Source organism: Sorangium sp. So ce590 (genome assembly GCF_051521365.1).
GTDB lineage: Bacteria > Myxococcota_A > Polyangia > Polyangiales > Polyangiaceae > Sorangium.
On the sequence record NZ_CP150346.1, the window covers coordinates 8,922,297 to 8,942,470 of the forward strand.

The window sequence follows — 20,174 nt, forward strand, 5'->3', positions numbered from 1 at the left end:
TTCAAATCGATCGGCCGGTCGTCCACGAGCTTCCTTCGCCGCAGCCACCGCATCATGCGCGTCTCGACGCGCCCAGCGACAGCCGCGATGTCGTCGCGCGAACGCGTACGGCACCCCGCGGCCGCGGAAGCGGCCGCCCTGAGCGCTCAGGAGCTGGACGAGAGGGCGGCGCCCCCCTGGCTCCGCGCACCGGCCGCCCCCTCCCGGATCCCGCGGAGCGCCGCCTCGACGTCCCGCTCGGCGCCGAGGGCGAGCCCCCGCTCCGCGAGCGCGCTCGCCGCCACCGAGTCGCTCCCGGCGAGCGCCTGCTCGGCCGCGTGCAGGTAGAACTCCACCGCGAGCCGCGACTCGCCGCCCCGCTCGAAGTGCTCGGCGAGCACCTTGGCGTCGTGCTCCCCCGCCTGCAGGAGCCACTCGGCCGCCAGCCTGTGGCCGAGCGCGCGATCGTGCTCCGGGAGCATCGCGTAGCACCCGTCCCGGATGAGCGCGTGCCGGAACGCGTACTCCTCCTGGTCCGAGAAGCGGCTCTGCTCGCGCCGCTCGAGGAGCTCGCGCTGGAGCATCCAGGGCAGCCAGTCCACCGCCAGGGTCGAGCCGCGGGCGTCGCCGAGCAGGGCGAGCGCCCCCTGCTTCCAGAACGTCTCGCCGAAGACGCTCGCCGCCCGCAGCAGCCGCCTCGCCTCCGGGGGGATGGCCTCGAGCCTCGCCTCGACCATGCCCAGGATCGTCTCCGGCAGCCTGTCCGCCCGCCCCTCCGCGACCGCCCGGATGAGCTCCTCCAGATAGAAGGCGTTGCCGCTCGCGCGCTCGACGAGGCGCGCGACCTCCGAGGGCGGGAACCCGTCGCCGAGCATCTGCCGCACGAGCTCCTCGGCGGCGCGGCGCGGCAGCGCGCCGAGCGTCATCTCGTGGATCTCGCTGCCCTCCCAGAGGACGGGGAAGGCCTTGCGCACCTCGACGCGCGCCAGGTAGAGCACCGCGAACGGCCGGTCGCGGAGCTCCCGCAGGACCCGCGCGATGAGCTTGAGCGACGCCGCGTCGCCCCACTGGATGTCCTCGAGCACGAGCAGGTACGGCCCCGCCGCGCACGCCGCCTCCATGAAATCGAGGTAGGCGAGCGGGATCTGGTCGGCCATCAGCGCCGGGCTCCGCCGCGCCTCCTGGAACCTCGGATCGGCCTCGCTCGGGAACGGCGTGCCGACGATCTCGCCGAGGAAGGCGGCGATCCGCGTCGTCTGGCCCGCCCCGAGCGCCGGGGCGCGCGCGACGAGCGAGAGGAGCCGCTCGCGCTGCGCCGGGGCGGGCTCGCCCCCGGTGATCCCGGCCGCGCCCCGGAGCGCCGAGCCGAGGAGCGAGAACGGCGACCCGGCGCTCAGCGAGTCGCCGCGGCCGACCGCGATGGTGAGCTCGGGGTGCCGCTCCCGCAGGACCTCGATGAGCTCGAAGCGCAGGCGGGATTTGCCGATCCCGGGCGGCCCGGTGATCACGATGGCGCGCGGCTCGGGCCCGCCGAAGCTGTCTTCCAGGAGCTCGCGCAGGTTCCGGAGCTCCCTGTCGCGGCCGACGTAGGGGCTCGGCTTTCCGATGAGCGTCCGCGCCGTCCGGCCGACCTCGCGCTCCTGCAGCAGGAAGAACGTGCCGGACCGCGCCGCCTCGATCTCGAAGCGCGCGTCGAGCAGCGCCCGGGTGACGTCGTCGATCCGCACGGGATCGGGCCTCTTTTCCGGGCGCGCCCACGCCTCGCGCTCGGCGAGGGCGAGCAGCGCGGCCGCGCGGTCCATGACCGGCCCGACCGGCAAGCTGCCTGTGTGCTCGGCGCGGCCGGTCGCGAGCACGACCGAGGCCTCCGGCAACACCTGGCCGAGCGTCAGCGCGCACCGCGCCGCGCGCGCGGCCTGCTCGACAGCGTCGCCCACGCCGGCGATCGACAGCACGATCGTCCCGTCGGCGAGCGCGTCCACCCGCGCCCCGAACGGCTGCGCGCTCGTGTGGAGCTTCCTCGTGAGGTCTCCCGGCATGGCGGCGACGACGAGGGTGCTGGCCGAGCCGTCGGAGGCGGCCGGGTGCAGCTCCTTCGCGGCCACCATCGAGAGCAGCCGGAGCTCGCCCGTGGTGATCGCCTCGTACAGCACAGACGGCGCGGCCAGGCCGCTGCTCGGATCGCGCTCGAGGGCCTCGAGCGCCTCGAGCACGGCCGAGCCGTCGCGCGGCCGCTGCTCCGGGTCCTTCGCGAGCATGCGGGCGACGAAGTCGTCGAGCTCCTGCGGCAGGTCGGGCCGGAGGTGCCGCACGCGCGGCGGGTCTTCCATGAGCAGCTTGGCGAGGAGGGCCATGACGTGCTGGCCCTGGAACGCCGGCCTGCCGGTGAGGCACTCGAAGACCACGGCGCCGAGCGAGAAGATGTCGGCCCGCGCGTCGAGGCGGTCGCGGTCGCCGGTGGCCTGCTCGGGGGCCATGTAGCCCGGGGTCCCCATCACCGAGCCGGTCCGCGTCAGCGCGCCGATTGTGCGCTTCATCCGGGCGATGCCGAAGTCGAGCACCTTGAGGCCGGCGACCTCGCCGCCGACGAGCAGGAGGTTGCCCGGCTTGACGTCGCGGTGGACGATGCCCCGCGCGTGCGCCGCCCCGAGCGCCTCGGCGGTCGCGCGGAGCAGGGCGAGGCTCTCCTCGAGGTCGAGCTTCTGGCGGGCGAGGCGCTGCGCGAGGCTCTCGCCATCGAGCCACTCCATGGCGAGGTAGGGCACCCCGTCGGGGGTGATGCCGTGGGCCACGTGCCGGACGATCCTCGGGTGATCGAGCTCGGCGAGGATCCGGGCCTCGTGCTCGAAGCGGTGCGCGGCGCTGCGGTCGGGCTGACCGAGGAGCTTCAGCGCGACGGGCGCCCCAGTGGCCCGGTCGACGGCGCGGTAGATCGTCCCCATCCCGCCGGAGGCCGCGACGCGCTCGATCTCGAAGCGGCTGTCGATGACCTCTCCCGGACGCATGAGGCGGAGGATGCACCGGCGTCGAGCCGCCATCAACGGTCCGGCGGCGGGGGCGCCTCGTGTGCGCCTCGCCCCCACGCGCCTCAGCTCCTCGGGATACGCCACGTCGCGCCGGCGCGGAAGAAGAGCACGTCCGGGATGCTCTGCCCGCCTCCGGGGATGCCGTCGTCATCGGCGTTCATCGGCTCGAAGCGACGGAACAGGCTGTGCCCTGCCTGGGCGGTCAGCCACACGGTCCCGGCGGCTCGCACGCCGAGGGTCACGCCCGCGGTCGCGACCGAATAGGCGATGTGATCGACGCACTGATCAGGCCGCGCCGACCGCTCATCCTGCTCGGTCGCCGGGTCGTCGGCCGGCTGGGCGGCGCAGGGCCACGCGCCCGCGACGCGCGCGTCGCGCACCGCGTAGGCGTTCCCTGCCACGTCCGCGCGCAGGCCGATCTCGACGCGATCCGAGAACAGGAGCTTCGCCGTCGCGAAGCCGGGAAGGAAGGCCTCGAAACGGAGGTACGGAGTCGGCGTCCAGTCGACATAGGCGGCTGGCAGCGGGAGGAACGTGCCGAAGCTGAACGACGCGAGCGCTCCGCCCCCGAGGACGAGCCGCTCCGAGAGCGTGTGGGTCACGAGCCCGAGCGCGCTGACGCGGGCGAGCCCGCCGTCGAAGCCCTCGAAGTCGCCCGCCAGCCCCGGCGCGACGCGCAGCGAGAGCGACCAGTCGCGGGGGAGGAGCTGGACGAACAGCACGGGGATATCGACGGAGTGGAAGGCCCGGAGCGGGTCGAAGCCGGGCAGGGCGTCGGCGTAGGAGACCGCCTCGACGTGGTACGCCGCCCCCGGGATCAGGAACGTCTTCTCTCCGAGGGAGATGGGCACGTTGGCGCTCACCTCGTACGACGTGACCTGCGCCCGCGCGGGGCGCGGATCCTCGAGCGCGACGCCCGGCATGTACTGCGCGCTCAGGTCCGCGAGGTCGGGGAGCTGGCCCCACGCCGCGCCCGGCGCGACGACCCAGAGGAGCGCCGCGAGGGCGAGGAGCCGCGAGGTCCGCGCGCTGCGTCGGGAGGGGGCCCCTCCTCGCCTCTCCACGGAGCGCGCGGCGGCACGATCGGCCCGCCGGATCGTCGGTGCACCTCCGGCGCCGCACGAAACATATGATTCAAACATTCGTTTTACTCGTTGACGTCTGCGAGCCGGGTCGTCAAGGTGCGTTTCAAACAATCGTATGAACGATCGAGACCGCCCCGCCCACGCGGACGATCCACGCCAGAGGCTCATCGTCGCCGCGATCGAGCAGATCGAGCAGCACGGCGTCGGGCAGGCGACGGTGCGGAAGATCGCGGCCGCGGCCGGCGTGAACATCGCCGCGGTGAACTACTATTTCCGTTCGAAGGAGGCGCTGCTCGCGGCGGCGCTCGAGGGGTCGATTCGCCACATGCTCGAGGACGGCGAGGAGTTCCTCGCCCGGATGCCCGGCGATCCGATGGGGGCGCTCAGCGGGTTGCTCGACTACTACCTCGAGGGCTGCGTGCGCTACCCGAACCTGGGCAAGGCCCACCTGCACGACGCGTTTCAAACCGACGACTACGGCGGTCCTTTCCCGACGCTCTTCGCGCCCGTGATCCTGCGCCTGCGCGATCTCGTCCGGGCGGCGGTGCCCGGGCTCGATGAGCGAGCGGCCGCGCATCGCGTGGTGGCCGCGCTCTCGGCGGTCTTCTTTCCGGCGTTCTTCGCGGGGCTCTACGAGGGGCTGAGCGCGCTCGGCACGCCGGCCGACCGCCTCGCCTACGTGCGAGAGCTGGCGCGGCAGACCCTGGCGCCCGCGGAGGGGGTCAGCAATCGAAGTAGCGGCGGAGCCCGGGGCGGATGACCTCCTCGACGGTCTCGTCGAGCAACACCCGCGCTTCCAGGCCGCTGCACAGCCCGAGCTGCTCGCCTTGCGGCGGGGCGTCGTGAGGCGGCAAGTGGGCGTGCTCATGCTGCACGAGGTGCCGGAACGCGACAGGGAAGTAGCGCTCGACCGCCTTCCGCTCTGCCGCGGAGAGATCCGGCGCGATCTGCTCGAGCAGGCGCCAGCCGAAGCGGGCGTGCCCTACCTCGTCGGCATAGATGCCCGTCAGCAGGTCGAGCAGCGGCCCGGGCGGCATCTCCAGCCGCTCGGCGCCGATCAGGGCCACGGCCACGGTCTCGCTCATGCAGCAGATGTGGATCACGTTGCGGAGCACGGCGGCGCGGGGGGGCGCGTCGCGGTGCAGGGGGAACTCCGGACGTTCCGGGACGCTCGCGGCCGCCGCCCCGCCGAGGGCCTCCACCACGGCGCCGCAGAGGATCCCGTGCCGGCGCTCCTCGGCGGCGAAGCCCCGGCACGCCTCGGCGAGCTCCGGCGGGAAGCTCGCCTCGGCGAGCTGACGCGCGAGCGCCTCGAACACGGCCGACGACGCGTGCTCGTTCACCATCCGCCCGCGCCAGGTGCCGATCGCGGCGGGGAACAGCGCTGCCGGATACCCGCTCACGTCGAAGGCCCGCGCGCGCGCCTCGCCGCGGAGATCGAGCGGTGAGGCGTTCATGCGACCTCCGACGCGGCGTCGGCCTCGAGCGCCGGCGGAACCGGGGGGCCCCAGGGCGTACAGAACGTGCGGCGCCAGAGCTCCTCCTCGGGCGCGACAACGTCGCCGACACAGCAGGCACCCCGGACGGGCTCGGCCTCTGCGAAGGAGATGGCGTCGGCGTCCACGCCCACGATCAACGCCGTGCAGCAGTTCACGAGGGAAGCGTCCTCCGCCAGGGCCGCCAGCTCCTGCTCGGAGAGACCCACCGTGGGGCCGGCGGGCATGCGCTCTGACGCGTAGCCCAGGCAGCACTCGAGCTCCGCGCGAGGGCGGGCCTCCGCGTCGTCGAGGCTCACCGGCTCGGCGCACGCGAGCTCGGGCGGCTCCGGCTGGGAGCCCTCGGAGCAGTCCGGGTCGCCTTCGGCGGGCGTGCAGCCAGCCGGGGGCTCGCCCGCTGTCGGAGCTGCCCCCCCGCCGCCGGCCGACGCGTCCTCTTCCTCTCCGGCCGGAGCCACGTCGTCCGGCGCTTCCGGCGCGAGCTGCTCGTCGGGCTCCAGGTCCGAGGACTGCCCGCCGGAGGTGACATGTCCGCCGCAACCCACCACAGCGCCATACGCCAGCGCTCCCAGCGCGACCCTCGCCGCTGCACGCAATGCCGCCCGTCTCGTCTCCTCACGCATACAGTTCGCCTCCAGTCGATGGGGTACACGCGGCGGAATGCACCCGCCGCGGTACGAGCCGCTCGCGCGGCCCACGTGGACCAGCGTATGCGCGCAGGACAGCGAAGAGAATCGGCATTTTCCTCGTAACATTGTATTGAGGATCAGAACAATGCCGTCACGAGATCCGCCGACGCGGTGAGCGGTAGGCGCCCGGCGGAACCCCGACTTCCCGGCGAAACGCGACGCTGAAGGCGGCCTGGTCTTGGTAGCCCACCGACGACGCCAGCTCGGCGATGGCGAGCTCGGGACGCTCTCGCAGCTTCTCCTTCGCCAGCTCTATGCGCCAGCGCATCAGGTGCCGGAGAGGACTCTCCCCCACCTGCTCACGAAAGGCGTGAGCGAAGCCCGAGCGGCTCATGCCTGCTTGCCGCGCGAGGGAGGCCACGGTCCACGTGCGCTCCGGGGCCTGGTAGAGCGCGTCCAGGGCGCGGGCAACGCGCTCGTCGGCGAGGGCGGCGCGAAAGGAGCCACGAGGCGCGGGCCGCTCGAGCTCCGCGCGGATCGCCTGCAGCAGGAGCAGCTCCGCAAAACGAGCGGCCATGACCGGCGCGCCCGGCCGCCGACTGTGCACCTCGTCGCGGATGCCGTCCAGGAGCCGGCCGAGGCCGGGCACCGGCTCGCCCGCGCCGCCGTCGAGGAGCACCACCGAGGGCAGCGCGCGGAGCAGCAGCGACCGTCCGGCGCCGGCGAGGCTCATGGCAGCGCAGAGCACCACCGTCCTCGGGCCGTCACCGCCCAGCCGGTGTTGCACCGTCTGTGCCCCCGGCGCAGGAGGCGAGAGCCAGCGTCCTTCGTCGGCGACCGGAGCCCCGGGTCGGTGCCGGAGGCAGTGGGGAGCGCCGTGCGGCAAGAGCAGCAGGTCTCCCCGATCCACATGAATCTCCCGGCCATCGAGCTCCAGCCACATCTCGCCTTCGAGGAGGTGGTGGAGCAAGACGAGCTCTCGCGGGCCGACGCGGGCCCCCCAGGGGGCGCCGAGCTCGAGTTGGCCGAAGAGGCTGGTCTCGATGCGCACGTGGCGGAGCAGCGAGGTGAGGACATCGGGCATTGGACGATCGCAAAAGGGAGGTGGACGCTATCACATGGAGGACCGGTCGGGCGTCCGCCAGGCTCCGACCACCAACCCACAAGGAGCCGGACATGGACATCTTCATCACCGGTGCGAGCGGATTCATCGGCGCGGCGGTCGCCCGCGCCCTGGTCACTCGCGGCCACCGCGTGCGCGGGCTCGCACGCAGCGACGCGTCGGAAGCGAGGGTGCGCGCCTGCGGAGCGGCGCCGGTCCGGGGCGATCTCTATCCGCTGGACGTGCTTGCGCGCGAGGCGGCGGCCGGCGACGGCGTGGTGCACACCGCGGCCACGACGGGAGAGGATCGCGCGGCCACGGACGCGGCGGCGGTCACCGCGATGCTCTCGGCCATGAGCGGCGGCGTCTTCATCACGACCACCGGGGCGCCGATGGCCCGGTCGTCACGGGTGCCCGTATCGGAGGACGAGACGGTCAACCCCGGTGGGCCGCTCGAGTGGCTTGTGGCGGCCGAGTCGCGCGTGCTCGGCGCGAAGGGCGCCCGGGGTGTGGTCGTGCGGCCGCCCATGGTCTACGGCGACGGCGCAGGTCCGGTGGCGCGCCTTGTGCAAACCGCCCGCGCAGCGGGGGTGGCGCGCTACATCGACGACGGCGCAAACCGCTGGTCGACCGTCCACGTGCGGGATCTGGCGGTGGCCTACGCGATGCTGCTGGAGTCGGACGCGACGGGCGTGTTCCACGCCGCCGACGCGTCGCCTGTGCCCATGGCGACCCTCTTCTCGGCGATCGGCGAGGTCGCCGAGGTGCCCGTGCGCTCGTGGAGCCTCGCCGAGGCCCAGGCCGCGCACGGGCCCCTGGCGAGCTTCCTGGCCATGGATGCCGCGCTCGATGCGACAAGGTTGCGCGGCCTCGGCTGGACGCCGAGGGTTGGAGAGGCGCTCGGAGGGATCTGTGGGGCGCTGCGCAACCCCTCGCAGGGATACGGACCCCCATGAACCGCGCTCCAGGGAAGCGGCGCCTGGGCGCTGGCCACTAGAGCGGCTGGTAGAGCTGGATCAGGTTCCCGCAGGTGTCCGAGAGCACAGCCACCATGACCGGGCCCATCGGGGTGGGCTCCTGGGTGAACGCGACCTGGTGCTCCTTCAGGCGCGCGAACTCGGCCCGGAGGTCCGTCACCTCGAACGCGGTGAGCGGGATGCCCTGCGCGAACATCGCCTGCTGGAACGTCTTCGCCGCCGGGTTGGCGTTCGGCTCCAGCACGAGCTCGACGTCGTCGGGCCCCTCCGGCGAGACCACGGTGATCCACCGGTACTCGCCGACGGGAAGGTCGTGCTTCTTCTTGAAGCCGAGCACCTCCGTGTAGAACTTCAGCGCTCGGTCCTGGTCCTCGACCATGATGCTGTTGAGCTTGATCTTCATCGTTCGCCTCGCTGAGCGGATGGGTCTGGCCGACTCTGCCAGGACCGCCCGGCTCACGCTTCTCGAAAACTGCGAAAGGCGTCCGGCGGCAGCCGTCCCATCAGGCTGAGACACCCCGGGACGAGCTCCCACGGGAGGGTGCCCGGCACCTGGACCATCGCGCGCAGCCGCCGCCCGTAGACCGAAGGCGGCACACCGATCCGCTGCGCGAACAGAGCGCTGAAGCTGCCGAGGCTGGAGAATCCCACCTCCATGCACACGTCGGTCACCGAGTGCCGTCCGGCCGCGAGGAGCTGCTTGGCCAGCTCGAGGCGCTGCCGGATGCGATACTGGTGCGGTGTCACGCCGAACACCGCCTCGAACTGCCGGATGAAGTGATAAGGAGAGATCGCCGCCTCCCGCGCCACGTCCTCGATCGACAGCTTCGCGTCGTGCACCTCGGAGAGCAGGTCGCGCGCCCGGCAGAGGCTCCTCAGTGCGTCGTGTCCCAGCAGCATCGCCCACGCCCACGATAGGCTGCAGCAGCGGCGGACACAAGCGCCCCTTCAGCCGCCCTCATCCACCCTTATCGCGGCGCCGGGGCACACGCTCGCCGCCTCGCGGACGGCCGTGTGGAGCGCCTTCGGGGGCGCCTCGTCGAGCAGGACCACGATGCCGTCGTCCTGCTGCTCAAACACCTTCGGTGCGAGCATCACGCACTGGCCTGCCCCGCAGCATTTCGCAGGGTCCACGATCACGCGCATTGGAGTCCTCCCTTCCCTGGTTTGTCGCTCCGGCTCCGTGTGTCACGTCATGAGGGGTGAAGGGGGCCCGCCACAGCCCGACCAGGGCGTCCACCAGCCCGACGGCGGCGGCGTCCCACGTCGCCCGGGGCGTGGCGGTGCCCGCTTGCAGCGCGCGCTCGCGCTCGGCGCACACGTGCACGATGAGCTGCCGGCTCATGTCGCCGCGCTCCTCTCGCACTTCCTCGGGGAGAACCGGCATGAGCCGCGTCAGCCCCTCGAGGGTCTCCTGCATCGACGCCGAGGCGACCGTCTCGTCGATCACGATCCGGCGGAAGGCCGGGTCGGTCGTCGCCTGGGCGATGAAACGCGCATACCAGCTCGGGCTGCCCAGCGAGGCGAGGTGATCGGTGAGCGGCCGCACCAGACAGCCGATCCAGTCGCGCAGCTCGGACGAGCCCTCGAGGGCCGCCAGCATCTCTGCGCGCCGTCCCTCGATGGATGAGGCATGCCGGCGCACGACGGCGAGCACGAGATCGGCCTTGGCGCCGAAGTGGTAGCCGACCGCGAAGTTGTTCGCCTGTCCTGCCGCCTCGCTCACCTGACGGTTCGAGACCGCCGCCACCCCCTGCTCGGCGAAGAGCCGCTCGGCGGTGGTGACGATGAGCTCGCGTGTCTCGTTCCCGTGCGCTTGCCTGACCCTCGCGCCGGCCATGGTCACCAGCGTACCGGCACGCGCGTGAGGCCGCCGACGAGGAGCCCTTCGCGGCGGGCCAACGCCTCGGTCGGGACGGCGAGATCGAGCGTGGGGAGCCGGCGCAGGAGCACGCTCAGCACGGTCTGCAGCTCGGTGCGCGCGAGCGCCTGCCCCACGCACGAATGCGGCCCCGCGCCGAAGGCGAGGTGCGTGTTCGGGGAGCGGGCCAGATCCATGTCACCGGCGCGCTCGAACGATTGCTCGTCGCGGTTCGCCGCGCCCATGCTGCAGACGACCGTCGTGCCGCGCGGCAGCGTCTGGCCCCCGAGCTCGACGTCCTCCGTGATGAACCGCGGCAGCCCGAAGCCGGCATTGGCGTCGAAGCGCAGCGCCTCCTCCACGGCCGTGCGAACGAGCGACGGATCCGCGAGCAGCTGCTCCCAGCGCCGCCGGTCCGAGAGCAGCATCGCCATCATCTTTCCGATCATGTTCGCGGTGGTCTCGTGTCCGGCCACCAGGATGCCCTGCGCCGTGAGCACGAGCTCCTGCTCGGAGAGCTTCTGCCCCTCGTCCACGGCCGCGATGAGCTCGCTCAGCAGGTCGTCCCCTGGGCTCGCCCGCTTCTCGGTGAGGTGCGCCGTGAGGTACCCCGTGAACTCGGCCTGCGCCTCGTCGATCTCCTTCTGGGAATACTGCGTCATGCTGAGCATCGTACTGGACCAGTAGGCGAGCTTGTCGCGGTCGACCCCGGGGACCCCGAGCAGCTCGCAGATCACCCATACCGGCAAGGGGAAGCCGAGGGAGCTCATGAGATCGGCCGGGCAGCCCTGGCGCGTCATGTCGTCCACGAGCTGCTCGGCCATCGCCTCGATCCGCCGCTGCATGGCCGAGATGTGCTTGACGGTGAACGACCTCATGACCATGCGCCGCCACATCGGGTGCCGGTCACCGGCGGTCAGCGCCGCCGCCGTCTCGTTCTCGAAGACGCCGCCCGACTCGTTGGCCGTGGTCCTGGCCGCGCCTTCCGCGGAGAGGTTGCGGGTGAACCGCGGGTCCGAGAGCACCTGCCGGACGTCGCCGTGGCGGGTGAGCAGCACCGCCCCGTCACCGCTCGGCAGGCGGACGTGGGCGACTGGACACCCCTGGCGCAACCGCGCCCACTCCTCGGGGGGCTCCAGCGCTCCAGAGGCGCGGAACGGATAGTCCATGACCTGCTCGGGGACGTCGGCGCTCATCAAGACCTCCTCGCGGCGATTTAAGTCGATCGACTTATGAAGTCAAGCGACTCAAATCTGGCGCGGCCCGACCCGGGTTGGCCGGCGCCGCCTTAACCCGGGTCGGGTTGCGCCGGAAGGAACGCGCTCTCCTCGTAGTCGCTGCGGGGGTTCCACGCCGCGTAGCCGGCACAGCCGGCGTCGTCGATCGCCCGGATCTGCTCCCGGATGTGCCACGGGGTGTACTTGTAACGCCGCATCGGACGCGAGCTGTCCAGATCGAAGGCCTGCACCCAGCTGCGCAGCAGCGCGATCCGCCCCGGCAGATCGGCGACCCGGCGCCAGCCGGCGGAGAGCGACGCGTGGAGGGTCTCGTACGGGTGATGGGCAGGGTTCGCGAGCCCGAAGCTGCCGGGGCCCCAGTGCGATGGGTACGGCATCGGCATCACGTAATCGAAGAGCTCCACCGCATCCTCGAGCCGCTGTCCGATGCCGTCCTGCGGCCCGAGGAGCGTGATCCCGAACAGGTCCGCCGAGATCGGGCGGGACGCCGCGTCGCCGACCTCCGCGCGAAGGAACTCGAAGAACGCCCGTATCGTCGGCGTCCTCTCGTGGATCGGAGTCCGCGAGCGCGGCTCGCGCGCCGCGCCGTAGCGCACGTAATCGTAGTTCACCTCGTCGAAGCCCGCGTCGAACGCCCGGAGCGAGATCTCCGCGATCTCTCGCCATCGCTCCTCCGAGCCGGGATCGTACCAGCCCCGTGGACCGCCCTTGAACGCGACGAGCCGGGCGATGAGGTAAATGCCGGCGTGGCGAAGGGCCTCCAGCCGGGCCCTCGTGGCCTCATCGCTCTCCAGGAGGAGCGCTCCTCCGTTCGACCGGATATCGATGACCAGGGAGTTCAGCTCCGTCCGCTGGACCAGGGAGGAGAGCCGCTCCATCCGGTCCGCGTTCCTCCCCGCCGCGAAGTTCACGTAAATCGCCTTGATGACCGTGGGCATGCCGTTCCCCCCGGGCGAACATAGAGCACGCCGCCGGCCACCCCCAGGTGCACGACCCCGACGCCCGGGTCACGCCCGAGCTATCCCCGCATCGCCTGGATCGGGCTGATCCGCGCCGCGCGTAAGGCCGGGAAAAAGCCGCCGAGCACGCCCATCGCCACGGCGACAAGCACCGACGCGATCAGGATCCCCGGCGTCGGCTCGAACGTGAACACGATCTCGGAGAAGCTCGCGAAATTGATGGTCGAGAAGCGCACGAACCGCATCCCGAGCGCGGCGAGCACGCCGAGCGCCCCGCCCACCATCGCGAGGAGGATCGACTCGATCAGGAACGACGTGAGGATGCTCATCCGGGAGAAGCCGAGCGCCCGCAGCGTGCCTATCTCGCGCTGCCGGTTGGCGATCGACGCGTGCATCGTGATCATCGCGCCGATCATCGCGCCGATCGAGAAGAACACCGCGATGAGCACGCCGATCCCCTTGATGAACATGCTCGTCCCCTCGGACTGTTTCTCGTAATAGTCGCTCTCGCGCATCACCTCGAGCCCGAGGCTCCGGTTCTGCTCGATCGACGCCTCGAACGCGTCGAACTTGCTGTCCGAGACGAGCCGCGCGCGCACCGACGACACGCCCCCTTCCCGGCCGAACGCCGAGCGCGCCGTGTGCAGATCGGCCCAGACCTCGGAGTCCGACGAGGAGCCGCCGTCGGAGAACACGCCGACCACCTTCACCGGCCGGTTCTTGCGGAGCTCGAACGACTCGCCCATCGACAGACCCCTGAAGCGGCCGTGGATCGCCTGCCCCACGATCACCTCGTCCGTGCCCGGCTGCGCCGGCCGGCCCTGGATGATCTTCACGTGCGAGCGGAACGCGAGCACGTCATCGGTCACGCCGCGCACCTGGACGTTCGAGACGCCCTCCGTGCCGAGCTTGTCGAGGAGGATGACCGCCACGACCTCCCCCACCCCGTCCGGCTTGCCGTCCTGCCGCTTCGCCACCTCGGCGCTCGCGAGGATCAAGCCGACTTGCTGCTCCTCGACGCTGCTCGCCATCTCGACGTCCGATCCCTTCCGGATCACGAGCGCGACGTCGCTCTGCGCGGTGCGCCCGAGGGTGCGCTCCACGCTGTTCGCGAGCATCAACACCGAGGCGAACACGAACACCACGAGGCCGAGCCCCGCCGCCGTCGCGACGGTCGTCGTCTTGCGCACCACCAGATTTCGAACGTTGTAGGCGACGGGGATCATGAGCGCTCTCTCCCGCTTTCAGGGGGTCGTGGACAGGCTGCGACGTCGGTTCGCTCAGGCCACGCGCCGGAGCGCGTCGGTGACCGAGAGCTTCGAGGCGTTGTACGCCGGGAGGAGCGACGCGATCAGCGACAGCCCCATCGAGAGCAGCACCGCCATCACCATCGTCGAGGGCTCGATCCGGAAGTAAGGGAACATGCCGCCCATGTTCTCCTCCAGCCACCGGCCCATCCCGAGCTCGATGATCGGATAGGCGATCGCGAGCCCGGCGAGCCCCGCGAGCAGCCCGACGGTCGCCGCCTCCCCGATGATGAAGATCCTCACGTGCTTCGGCTCGAACCCGAGCGCGCGCAGCACGCCGTACTCCCGCGACCGCTCCCGGACGCCCATCGCGATGGTGTTGCCGAGGATCATCATCATGATGAGAAGGATGATGATGGACACGGCGTTGAGCGCCGTCAGCACGGCCGACATCATCGCCATGAACGACAGGTTCATCGCCCGCTCGCTCATCGTCGCCGTCTGGATGTCCTTCTCGTCGAAGATCTTGTCGATCGCCGCGCTGATCTCCGCGCTCCGCGAGGGGTCGTCGATCCGGGCGGCCATCCAGCCGATCTGGTCGCGGTCCCGCTCGGGGATCGACTCGTTCAGGTAGTCGTAATGGAAGATGAACTGCGACCTGTCGATCGACTTGCGCGACGCCGTGTAGATCCCCGAGACGTTGAACTGCCACGGACCGGGGTAGATCGACCCCTCCAGCGTCACCGTGTCGCCCACCTTCGCGCCGAGCCGCGTCGCGAGGACGTCGCCCACGATGGCGCCCTTGCGATCTCCCTGCCACCGCTCCATGTCCCCGGGCGGGACGACCATCTCGTCGTAGACCTTGAAGAAGGTCGCCGATTCGACCGCCATCGAGGCGAAGAAGTTGTTGGCGTCGCGCGGGTCCTTGCCGCCGAACCAGCTCGTGAACGTCCCCTCTGTCACGCCGGGGACCTCGCGGAGCGTGGCCATGTACCGCTTCGGCAAGGGCAGGATGAACGAGATCTTGTGCCTCGTCGCGATCCGGTCCTTCGCGGCGTAGTCGGCGGCGACGTTCCACGCCGACAACACCGTCCGGAGGAGCACGAACGCGAGCACCGCCACCGCCGCGCCGATCACGGTCAGCAGCGTCCTGAACTTGTTCCGGAGGACGTTCCTGGCGGCGACGGAGACGAGGTTCATGACAGGTTCCCCTTGTCGAGCCGGCGCGTCACCGTCGCGCGCTCGGCCGCCTGAGGATCGTGCGTGACCATCAGGATGGTCTTCCTGAACTCCTTGTTGAGCTTCTCCAGGAGCATCAGGATCTCATCGGCGCTCTTGCGATCGAGATCGCCGGTCGGCTCGTCCGCCACGATGATCGTCGGGTCGTTCACGATCGCCCGCGCGATCGCCACCCGCTGCTCCTGGCCGCCGGAGAGCTGCCGCGGATAATGGCCCATCCGCTCCTCGAGCCCGACCACGCGCAGCGCCGTCTGCGCGCGCTTCCGCCGCTCCGAGGCCGAGAGGCTCGTGAGCAGGAGCGGCAGCTCGACGTTCTCGGCGGCGGTGAGGACGGGCATCAGGTTGTAGGCCTGGAAGATGAAGCCCATGGTCTTCGACCGGAAGCGCGCCAGCTCGCCGTCGCTCATCCGCGTGAGCTCCTGCCCCGCCACGCGCGCGGTGCCGCGCGTGGGGCGATCGAGCCCGGCGATGAGGTTCAGGAGCGTCGACTTGCCCGAGCCCGAGGGCCCCATCAGCGCCTCGTACGACCCCTCCGGGATATCGAGCGTGATGTCGTCGAGCACCACGATCGGCTCCTTGTCGCGGAAATAGGTCTTGCCGACCCCCTGCAGCTCGACAATGGCCTTCGGCTTTCCATCGCGATACCCGTCGGTCATTCGCTCCCCTTTCCCTTCTCCTTGATCTTCTGGCCGTCCTCGAGGTCGGCCGGCGGCTTGACCACGAGGCGCGTCCCCGGGGCCGGGCCGTCGAGCAGCTCCAGCCCGCCCGGCGCCGGCCCGCCCACCTTGATCGGCACCATCTTCGCCTGGCCCTGGTCGACGACGAACACCACCTTGGCGCCGGCCCGCTCGATCACCGCGGCCTCCGGGACGACCCGCTTCGGCGGCTCCTTCATCGCTTCTTCGGACAGCGCCTCGGCGAGGAAGCTCACCCGCGCGCTCATCTCCGGCAGCGCCTCCTTCGCCTCCCCGACGAACTTCACCTTGACCGGGATGGTCGCCTTGGCGCGGTTCACCCGCTTGCCGATCTCGACCGTCGTGCACCGGTGGCGCTTCGAGGGATAGGCGTCGAGGACGACCTCGCACGGCTTGCCGGGCTCGATGAGGTAAAGGCGCGTCTCCGGGACATCGGTCTCGACGACGAGCGACGTGAAATCGGCGATCTCGACGAGGTGCGGCAGCTCGAGGCCGACGACCTCCCCGATCTCCGGCGGCTTCGACATGATCGTGCCGTTGATCGGCGCGACGATCTTCCTGTCGGCCAGCGTGATCCGGAGGCTCTCGACGTCGGCCGCGGCGGCCTTGACCTCGGCCTCGGCCGCCGCGGCCGACTGCGTGAGGGAGTGCGCGCGCGCGGTCAGGTCCTCCATCGAGGCGCGGCCGGTCACCTGGCGCTCGACCAGCGCCCGCTCCCGCGCGACCTGCTGCTCCACCTCGACGATGCTCGCCCGGGAGGCGACGGCGCGCGCCCGCGCGGCGGCGACCTTGGCCTGGGCCGCGGCGACGAGGCTCTTCTGGTCGGCGTCGTCGAGGTCCACGAGCGGGTCGCCCGCCTTCACCACGTCGCCTTCCTTCACGAACACCCGGGCGATGCGGCCCGGGAGCTTGGCCCCGACCCGGGACACGACCTGCGGGACCACATACCCGGTCGACGTCACCGAGATCGACGCCTGCGCGGGCGAGACCAGCGCGATCTCGGTGGTGGCGACCTCGGTCTTGAAGATCGCGCTCTGCACCCTCGGCGCGACGAGCACGGCGGCGCCGGCGACCGCCGCGAGCGCGAGCACGGCGATGAGGGCGGTGCGGAGCGGGCTCCGCCGATCGGGATCGACGTCCCGCTGGATCCGGAGCGAGGCGAGATCCGAGCTGAGCTGGTCGGACACGGCGCCTCCTTAACACGCTTCGGGCGTGGCGTTCATATTCTAGCGTGAATTCCTGACGCGCGGCGCCAGCCGCCCCTGAAACGCGCCGGTACGGCCGCGCCGCGCCTGAAGCGGCGCTTGCCGCACGCCCAGTGCCGGCGCCGTGGCAATCTGCCCGTCCAGACTACAATGCACCTCGCGGGCGGCGTGCCCGCGCCTCAGAAGAGCGTCAGGAGGTGTTCGTGGCCACGGAAGCCGATGATCCGGGCCCGCTCCAGCGGATGATCCGGGTCGATCAGCTCCCGGCCAGGACCGTTTCCGATGCCAGGGGCAAGCTCAGCTACCCGGCCAGGACCGTTTCCGATGCCAGGGGCAAGCTCAGCTACCCGGCCAGGACCGTTTCCGATGCCAGGGGCAAGCTCAGCTATCCGGCCAGGACCGTTTCCGGTGCCAGGGGCAAGCTCAGTTATCCGGCCACGACCGTTTCCGGTGCCAGGGGCAAGCTCAGCTACCCGGCCAGGACCGTTTCCGGTGCCAGGGGCAAGCTCAGCTGGTAATGGTCAAGGTGCCAGTCTGTTGGTCAAAGTGAGCATTTCGCGATAGCGGACCTCGGATCGGGCTCGTAGGTTCGGCCGTAAGCAAGTGCAGCCCGCGGGTGTCTCACCACCCCGGGCTGCGTGGCCGAACCCCGCGCTAACGAGGTCCGACAGTGCAACTGTACCTGATCCACCCCGACGGTGGGCAAGGCGAAGGTGCGCCCGCGCCCCGCCGTCCCCGTTCCACGTCCTTGACCGAGGTGGAGGCGATGCGCCTCCGTGCCGCCCTGCGCAATCTGCGCGGGCTGTTTGGCAGCTGGGCATGCCTGGCTGCCGTGATGGCCGTCCCGAAGACGACGATCACGAACTTCGTCTACGGCTCGCACCCGAGCACGACGCACGGGCTCGCCGCGAAGGCCGCGCGAGCCGCTGGCGTGCCGACCGATCGCCTGCTCGGCCGGCCGGTCGCCGCTGACCGCTGCCCAAGCTGCGGGAGGAGCGGGTGAAGCGCCCGCGGAAGGGGGCGACGAGCCAGCCTGCCGCACGACATCCCCGAAAGAAGCCGACGATCACCGCGATCCTTGCCGAGCGCGGCATCATATTGGCAACGCTCGCCGGCATCCCGAAGCGGGACCGCCGCGACGTGGAACAGCAGGTGCTCATCGGCGCCTGGAACGCCATCCGGCGCGGTCTCTACCGGCCGGACCCCACAGATGAGCCGCGCAAGGCGCTCCGCAAGTGGCTGCACGGCATCGCCTGGAGACAGGCGTCGCACTACTTCGGCAGCGCCTGGGTGCAGCGTGCGGTGCTTCATGCGCAGCCACTCGGCTTGCTGCGCGAGCCCGTCGGCATCGACCTCCACGCCCAGATCGAGGCGCGTGAGGTGCTGGAAGCGCTGACCGAGCTCCCGGACTGGCAGGTCGACGCGCTCCTCTCCGTCGACGACCCGGAGAGCCTCGTCGCGTACGCCAAGCGGCGCGGCATGAACCCAAGCACGGCAGCGTCTCGGCTCCGCATCGCCCGGGAAGCGCTGGCCCTCAAGATTCGGAGGTGGCGCCGATGAGCGGCCCCGACTTCAAGAAGCGCGTCCTGAGCGACGAGGACCTCTCCCTCATCGCCAGCGATGTCCCCGCGCTGGCTGACCTCCGCGGCGTGCGCCCATGGAACCGCGACAAGCTCTGGGCCGCCGTGCTCGACGCCATCATCGAGGCCCGAACCAAGTCCGAGCGCGCAGCGGCCCAGCAGGCACTCGGCGCGATCCAGGTGCTCGACGCCATCGACCGGCTCTTCGTGCGGCACGACAGGTAGGCGCTCGCCCGGCTCAGGATCGCCCGCGAAGCGCTGGCGCTGCGGCTCAAGCGGTGGCGCCGGTAGCTTACCGATCGACTCGCCGCGCTCCGACCTCAGAGGATCTCTACCACATCGCCTCACATTGTCAGCACAAGTGAAGCGAGCGGGCTCACATTGTTCGTGGACCCCGTCTGGCGGCTCCGGTACCGTCTCCTGTACCGTCCCGCTATTCGGAGCTGGCCCAAGAACATGTTCGAGTGGTTGTCTCACGTGCGTCTGGCGCAATGTGCTAAACTGGGCGCCTGGCTTCTGGACAAGTGGGGCGCATTGTGCAGTTTCGTCTGCCCGACGGCCGTTGGCACAATTTTGGCATTCGTGGACATGGATGCCGAAAAGAAGAAGTGGCTCATCGAAGATGTGGATGGGCGACTGGTCACGGCAGCGTGCGGCTTCTTGCTGCTCGGTGGCATCGCTGGGCTTATCTCGACGTTGCGCAGAGAGCCCACGCTCGATGAGCGAGTGGCGGACGAGCGAGAAAAGATGGGCGATGCGGTCGAGAAACTTCGGTCCAATTACACGGACATGCTCGATACCCAGCTATCGATCCTATCGAACGCGCTTCGGCTGACAGACAAAGAAAGAGTCAGCGTCTACATGAGAAGCGTGAATGTATTTGTCACGTTTGCGCGGTACTCACGGCATCCGACATTCACCGAGCGTGGCCGAAAATTATACCCAGCAACAGAGGGAGTAATTGCCCGCGCCTGGGCAGATGGCTCCGCGATCGAGATGGATCTTCCGGATCCAGAGCGCAAGGAAGCCGAGTACCGCAAGGTGCAAGGCAAGAGATGCGGCATGCCTGCTGCTAGCCTCAGTTCAATTCGAATGCGCAGCAGGTCGTATGCGGCATTTGCAATTGACGACATAGCCGACATCAGGCGCGTCGCCGTCATTGTCTTCGAGAGCACGAGCCCGTCCCTCCCGGTGGACGAGATCAGGAAAGAGCTCGCAGACGGCGAAGCCCGCAGGATCGCAGAGTTCATCAATCGATACAAGGCATACGAGCCTGATGTTGGCTACGCGCAACAGGAAGGATTTTAGTATGCCGCAGACAGCCAGTCTCGCCGAAGTTGTGGCTTACCTGTGCAGGCACTATCCGCATCAAAGCGAGCTCTCGAAGGCAAGGGTCACAAAGATGGTCTACCTTACTGATTGGCGTTCTGCCATCAAGCGAGGTCATCAGGTGACATCTACGCAATGGTACTTCAATTGGTACGGGCCATACGTGGAGGACGTATGGAATGTCGCCAAGGGGAACCCTCAGTATTTTGTCGTTGTCGACACGGTGAACTTCTTCGGCGGACAGAAGCAGCTTATTCATACGAAGCGTGAACCGAAGTACGAAACGCTCACCGACAAAGATAAGGAGATAATCGACTTCGTTATAGAAGCCACCAAGGGGAAGAACTGGGACGACTTCATCAAGCTTGTGTACTCAACGTTCCCTTGTGTTAGTCAGCCAAAAGGATCCAAATTGGACCTGGTCGACCTGGCCGCTAGGTATAAGAAGGTGCAGCCGATGTTGCGAGAGTCGTGAGCCATTTGGGCCACTGATTGGGCCTTTGAGCGAGCGGGCTTCGCAAGCTTTG

23 protein-coding genes are annotated in these 20,174 nt (G+C 69.9%); 8 read left to right on the forward strand and 15 right to left on the reverse strand.

Annotation, left to right across the window (positions count from 1 at the left end; all coding sequences use genetic code 11):
- Positions 1-146: 146 nt before the first annotated feature.
- Positions 147-2,984 (reverse strand): serine/threonine-protein kinase, encoded by a 2,838-nt coding sequence (locus tag WMF28_RS33625; RefSeq protein WP_437597564.1) that lies wholly within the window; start codon positions 2,982-2,984, stop codon positions 147-149.
- A gap of 83 nt (positions 2,985-3,067) precedes the next feature.
- Positions 3,068-4,069 (reverse strand): DUF6268 family outer membrane beta-barrel protein, encoded by a 1,002-nt coding sequence (locus tag WMF28_RS33630; protein ID WP_437597566.1) that lies wholly within the window; start codon positions 4,067-4,069, stop codon positions 3,068-3,070.
- Between the two features lie 136 nt (positions 4,070-4,205).
- Between WMF28_RS33630 and WMF28_RS33635 the strand changes: the two genes are divergently transcribed.
- A complete protein-coding gene (locus WMF28_RS33635; RefSeq protein WP_437597568.1) occupies positions 4,206-4,850 on the forward strand; it encodes a TetR/AcrR family transcriptional regulator in 645 nt (214 codons plus the stop codon).
- Here WMF28_RS33635 and WMF28_RS33640 read toward each other — a convergent pair.
- The 3 genes from WMF28_RS33640 to WMF28_RS33650 form a co-directional block, all read right to left on the reverse strand.
- Positions 4,813-5,547 (reverse strand): ferritin-like domain-containing protein, encoded by a 735-nt coding sequence (locus WMF28_RS33640; RefSeq protein WP_437597570.1) that lies wholly within the window; start codon positions 5,545-5,547, stop codon positions 4,813-4,815. The genes WMF28_RS33635 and WMF28_RS33640 overlap by 38 nt on opposite strands.
- Complete coding sequence (locus WMF28_RS33645; RefSeq protein ID WP_437597572.1) at positions 5,544-6,131, reverse strand: hypothetical protein; 588 nt, start codon at positions 6,129-6,131, stop codon at positions 5,544-5,546. The genes WMF28_RS33640 and WMF28_RS33645 overlap by 4 nt, the downstream gene beginning before the upstream one ends.
- A gap of 235 nt (positions 6,132-6,366) precedes the next feature.
- Positions 6,367-7,299, reverse strand: a complete 933-nt coding sequence (locus WMF28_RS33650) for an AraC family transcriptional regulator (RefSeq protein ID WP_437597573.1) — start codon at positions 7,297-7,299, stop codon at positions 6,367-6,369.
- Between the two features lie 92 nt (positions 7,300-7,391).
- On the opposite strand from WMF28_RS33650, the gene WMF28_RS33655 reads away from it, so the two are divergent.
- Positions 7,392-8,273, forward strand: a complete 882-nt coding sequence (locus WMF28_RS33655; RefSeq protein WP_437597574.1) for an NAD-dependent epimerase/dehydratase family protein — start codon at positions 7,392-7,394, stop codon at positions 8,271-8,273.
- A gap of 37 nt (positions 8,274-8,310) precedes the next feature.
- Here the strand turns inward: WMF28_RS33655 and WMF28_RS33660 are convergent, their stop codons facing one another.
- The 10 genes from WMF28_RS33660 to WMF28_RS33705 all read right to left on the reverse strand — a co-directional run bounded on the left by WMF28_RS33660 (position 8,311) and on the right by WMF28_RS33705 (position 16,720).
- Complete coding sequence (locus WMF28_RS33660; protein ID WP_437597575.1) at positions 8,311-8,697, reverse strand: VOC family protein; 387 nt, start codon at positions 8,695-8,697, stop codon at positions 8,311-8,313.
- A gap of 53 nt (positions 8,698-8,750) precedes the next feature.
- On the reverse strand, positions 8,751-9,194 hold the full coding sequence (locus tag WMF28_RS33665; RefSeq protein ID WP_437597577.1) for a helix-turn-helix transcriptional regulator: 444 nt from the start codon (positions 9,192-9,194) through the stop codon (positions 8,751-8,753).
- Positions 9,195-9,242: 48 nt separating this feature from the next.
- Complete coding sequence (locus WMF28_RS33670; RefSeq protein WP_437597578.1) at positions 9,243-9,440, reverse strand: ferredoxin; 198 nt, start codon at positions 9,438-9,440, stop codon at positions 9,243-9,245.
- A complete protein-coding gene (locus WMF28_RS33675) occupies positions 9,367-10,134 on the reverse strand; it encodes a TetR/AcrR family transcriptional regulator (protein WP_437597579.1) in 768 nt (255 codons plus the stop codon). The genes WMF28_RS33670 and WMF28_RS33675 overlap by 74 nt, the downstream gene beginning before the upstream one ends.
- A 2-nt stretch (positions 10,135-10,136) precedes the next feature.
- Positions 10,137-11,351 (reverse strand): cytochrome P450, encoded by a 1,215-nt coding sequence (locus WMF28_RS33680; protein ID WP_437597580.1) that lies wholly within the window; start codon positions 11,349-11,351, stop codon positions 10,137-10,139.
- Positions 11,352-11,443: 92 nt separating this feature from the next.
- Complete coding sequence (locus WMF28_RS33685) at positions 11,444-12,331, reverse strand: putative glycoside hydrolase (protein ID WP_437597582.1); 888 nt, start codon at positions 12,329-12,331, stop codon at positions 11,444-11,446.
- An 80-nt stretch (positions 12,332-12,411) separates the two neighbouring features.
- Positions 12,412-13,578 carry an ABC transporter permease gene (locus WMF28_RS33690; RefSeq protein WP_437597584.1) on the reverse strand — a complete coding sequence of 389 codons (1,167 nt, stop codon included), beginning with the start codon at positions 13,576-13,578 and terminating at the stop codon, positions 12,412-12,414.
- 54 nt (positions 13,579-13,632) lie between these two features.
- Positions 13,633-14,799 (reverse strand): ABC transporter permease, encoded by a 1,167-nt coding sequence (locus tag WMF28_RS33695; RefSeq protein WP_437597586.1) that lies wholly within the window; start codon positions 14,797-14,799, stop codon positions 13,633-13,635.
- On the reverse strand, positions 14,796-15,494 hold the full coding sequence (locus WMF28_RS33700; protein WP_437597587.1) for an ABC transporter ATP-binding protein: 699 nt from the start codon (positions 15,492-15,494) through the stop codon (positions 14,796-14,798). The genes WMF28_RS33695 and WMF28_RS33700 overlap by 4 nt, the downstream gene beginning before the upstream one ends.
- Positions 15,491-16,720, reverse strand: coding sequence for an efflux RND transporter periplasmic adaptor subunit (locus tag WMF28_RS33705; RefSeq protein ID WP_437597588.1), 1,230 nt, complete (start codon positions 16,718-16,720; stop codon positions 15,491-15,493). Before WMF28_RS33705 ends, WMF28_RS33700 begins: the two co-directional genes overlap by 4 nt.
- 221 nt (positions 16,721-16,941) lie before the next feature.
- On the opposite strand from WMF28_RS33705, the gene WMF28_RS33710 reads away from it, so the two are divergent.
- The 6 genes from WMF28_RS33710 to WMF28_RS33735 all read left to right on the forward strand — a co-directional run bounded on the left by WMF28_RS33710 (position 16,942) and on the right by WMF28_RS33735 (position 20,122).
- Positions 16,942-17,256 carry a hypothetical protein gene (locus tag WMF28_RS33710; RefSeq protein WP_437597590.1) on the forward strand — a complete coding sequence of 105 codons (315 nt, stop codon included), beginning with the start codon at positions 16,942-16,944 and terminating at the stop codon, positions 17,254-17,256.
- A 248-nt stretch (positions 17,257-17,504) separates the two neighbouring features.
- Positions 17,505-17,741 carry a transcriptional regulator gene (locus WMF28_RS33715; RefSeq protein ID WP_437597591.1) on the forward strand — a complete coding sequence of 79 codons (237 nt, stop codon included), beginning with the start codon at positions 17,505-17,507 and terminating at the stop codon, positions 17,739-17,741.
- Positions 17,738-18,298: an RNA polymerase sigma factor gene (locus WMF28_RS33720; protein ID WP_437597592.1), complete on the forward strand. Its 561-nt coding sequence runs from the start codon at positions 17,738-17,740 to the stop codon at positions 18,296-18,298. Before WMF28_RS33715 ends, WMF28_RS33720 begins: the two co-directional genes overlap by 4 nt.
- Positions 18,295-18,543 carry a hypothetical protein gene (locus WMF28_RS33725; protein ID WP_437597594.1) on the forward strand — a complete coding sequence of 83 codons (249 nt, stop codon included), beginning with the start codon at positions 18,295-18,297 and terminating at the stop codon, positions 18,541-18,543. The genes WMF28_RS33720 and WMF28_RS33725 overlap by 4 nt, the downstream gene beginning before the upstream one ends.
- Before the next feature lie 231 nt (positions 18,544-18,774).
- Positions 18,775-19,626 carry a hypothetical protein gene (locus WMF28_RS33730; RefSeq protein ID WP_437597595.1) on the forward strand — a complete coding sequence of 284 codons (852 nt, stop codon included), beginning with the start codon at positions 18,775-18,777 and terminating at the stop codon, positions 19,624-19,626.
- Between the two features lies 1 nt (position 19,627).
- A complete protein-coding gene (locus WMF28_RS33735) occupies positions 19,628-20,122 on the forward strand; it encodes a Panacea domain-containing protein (RefSeq protein WP_437597596.1) in 495 nt (164 codons plus the stop codon).
- The last annotated feature ends 52 nt before the right edge of the window (positions 20,123-20,174 follow it).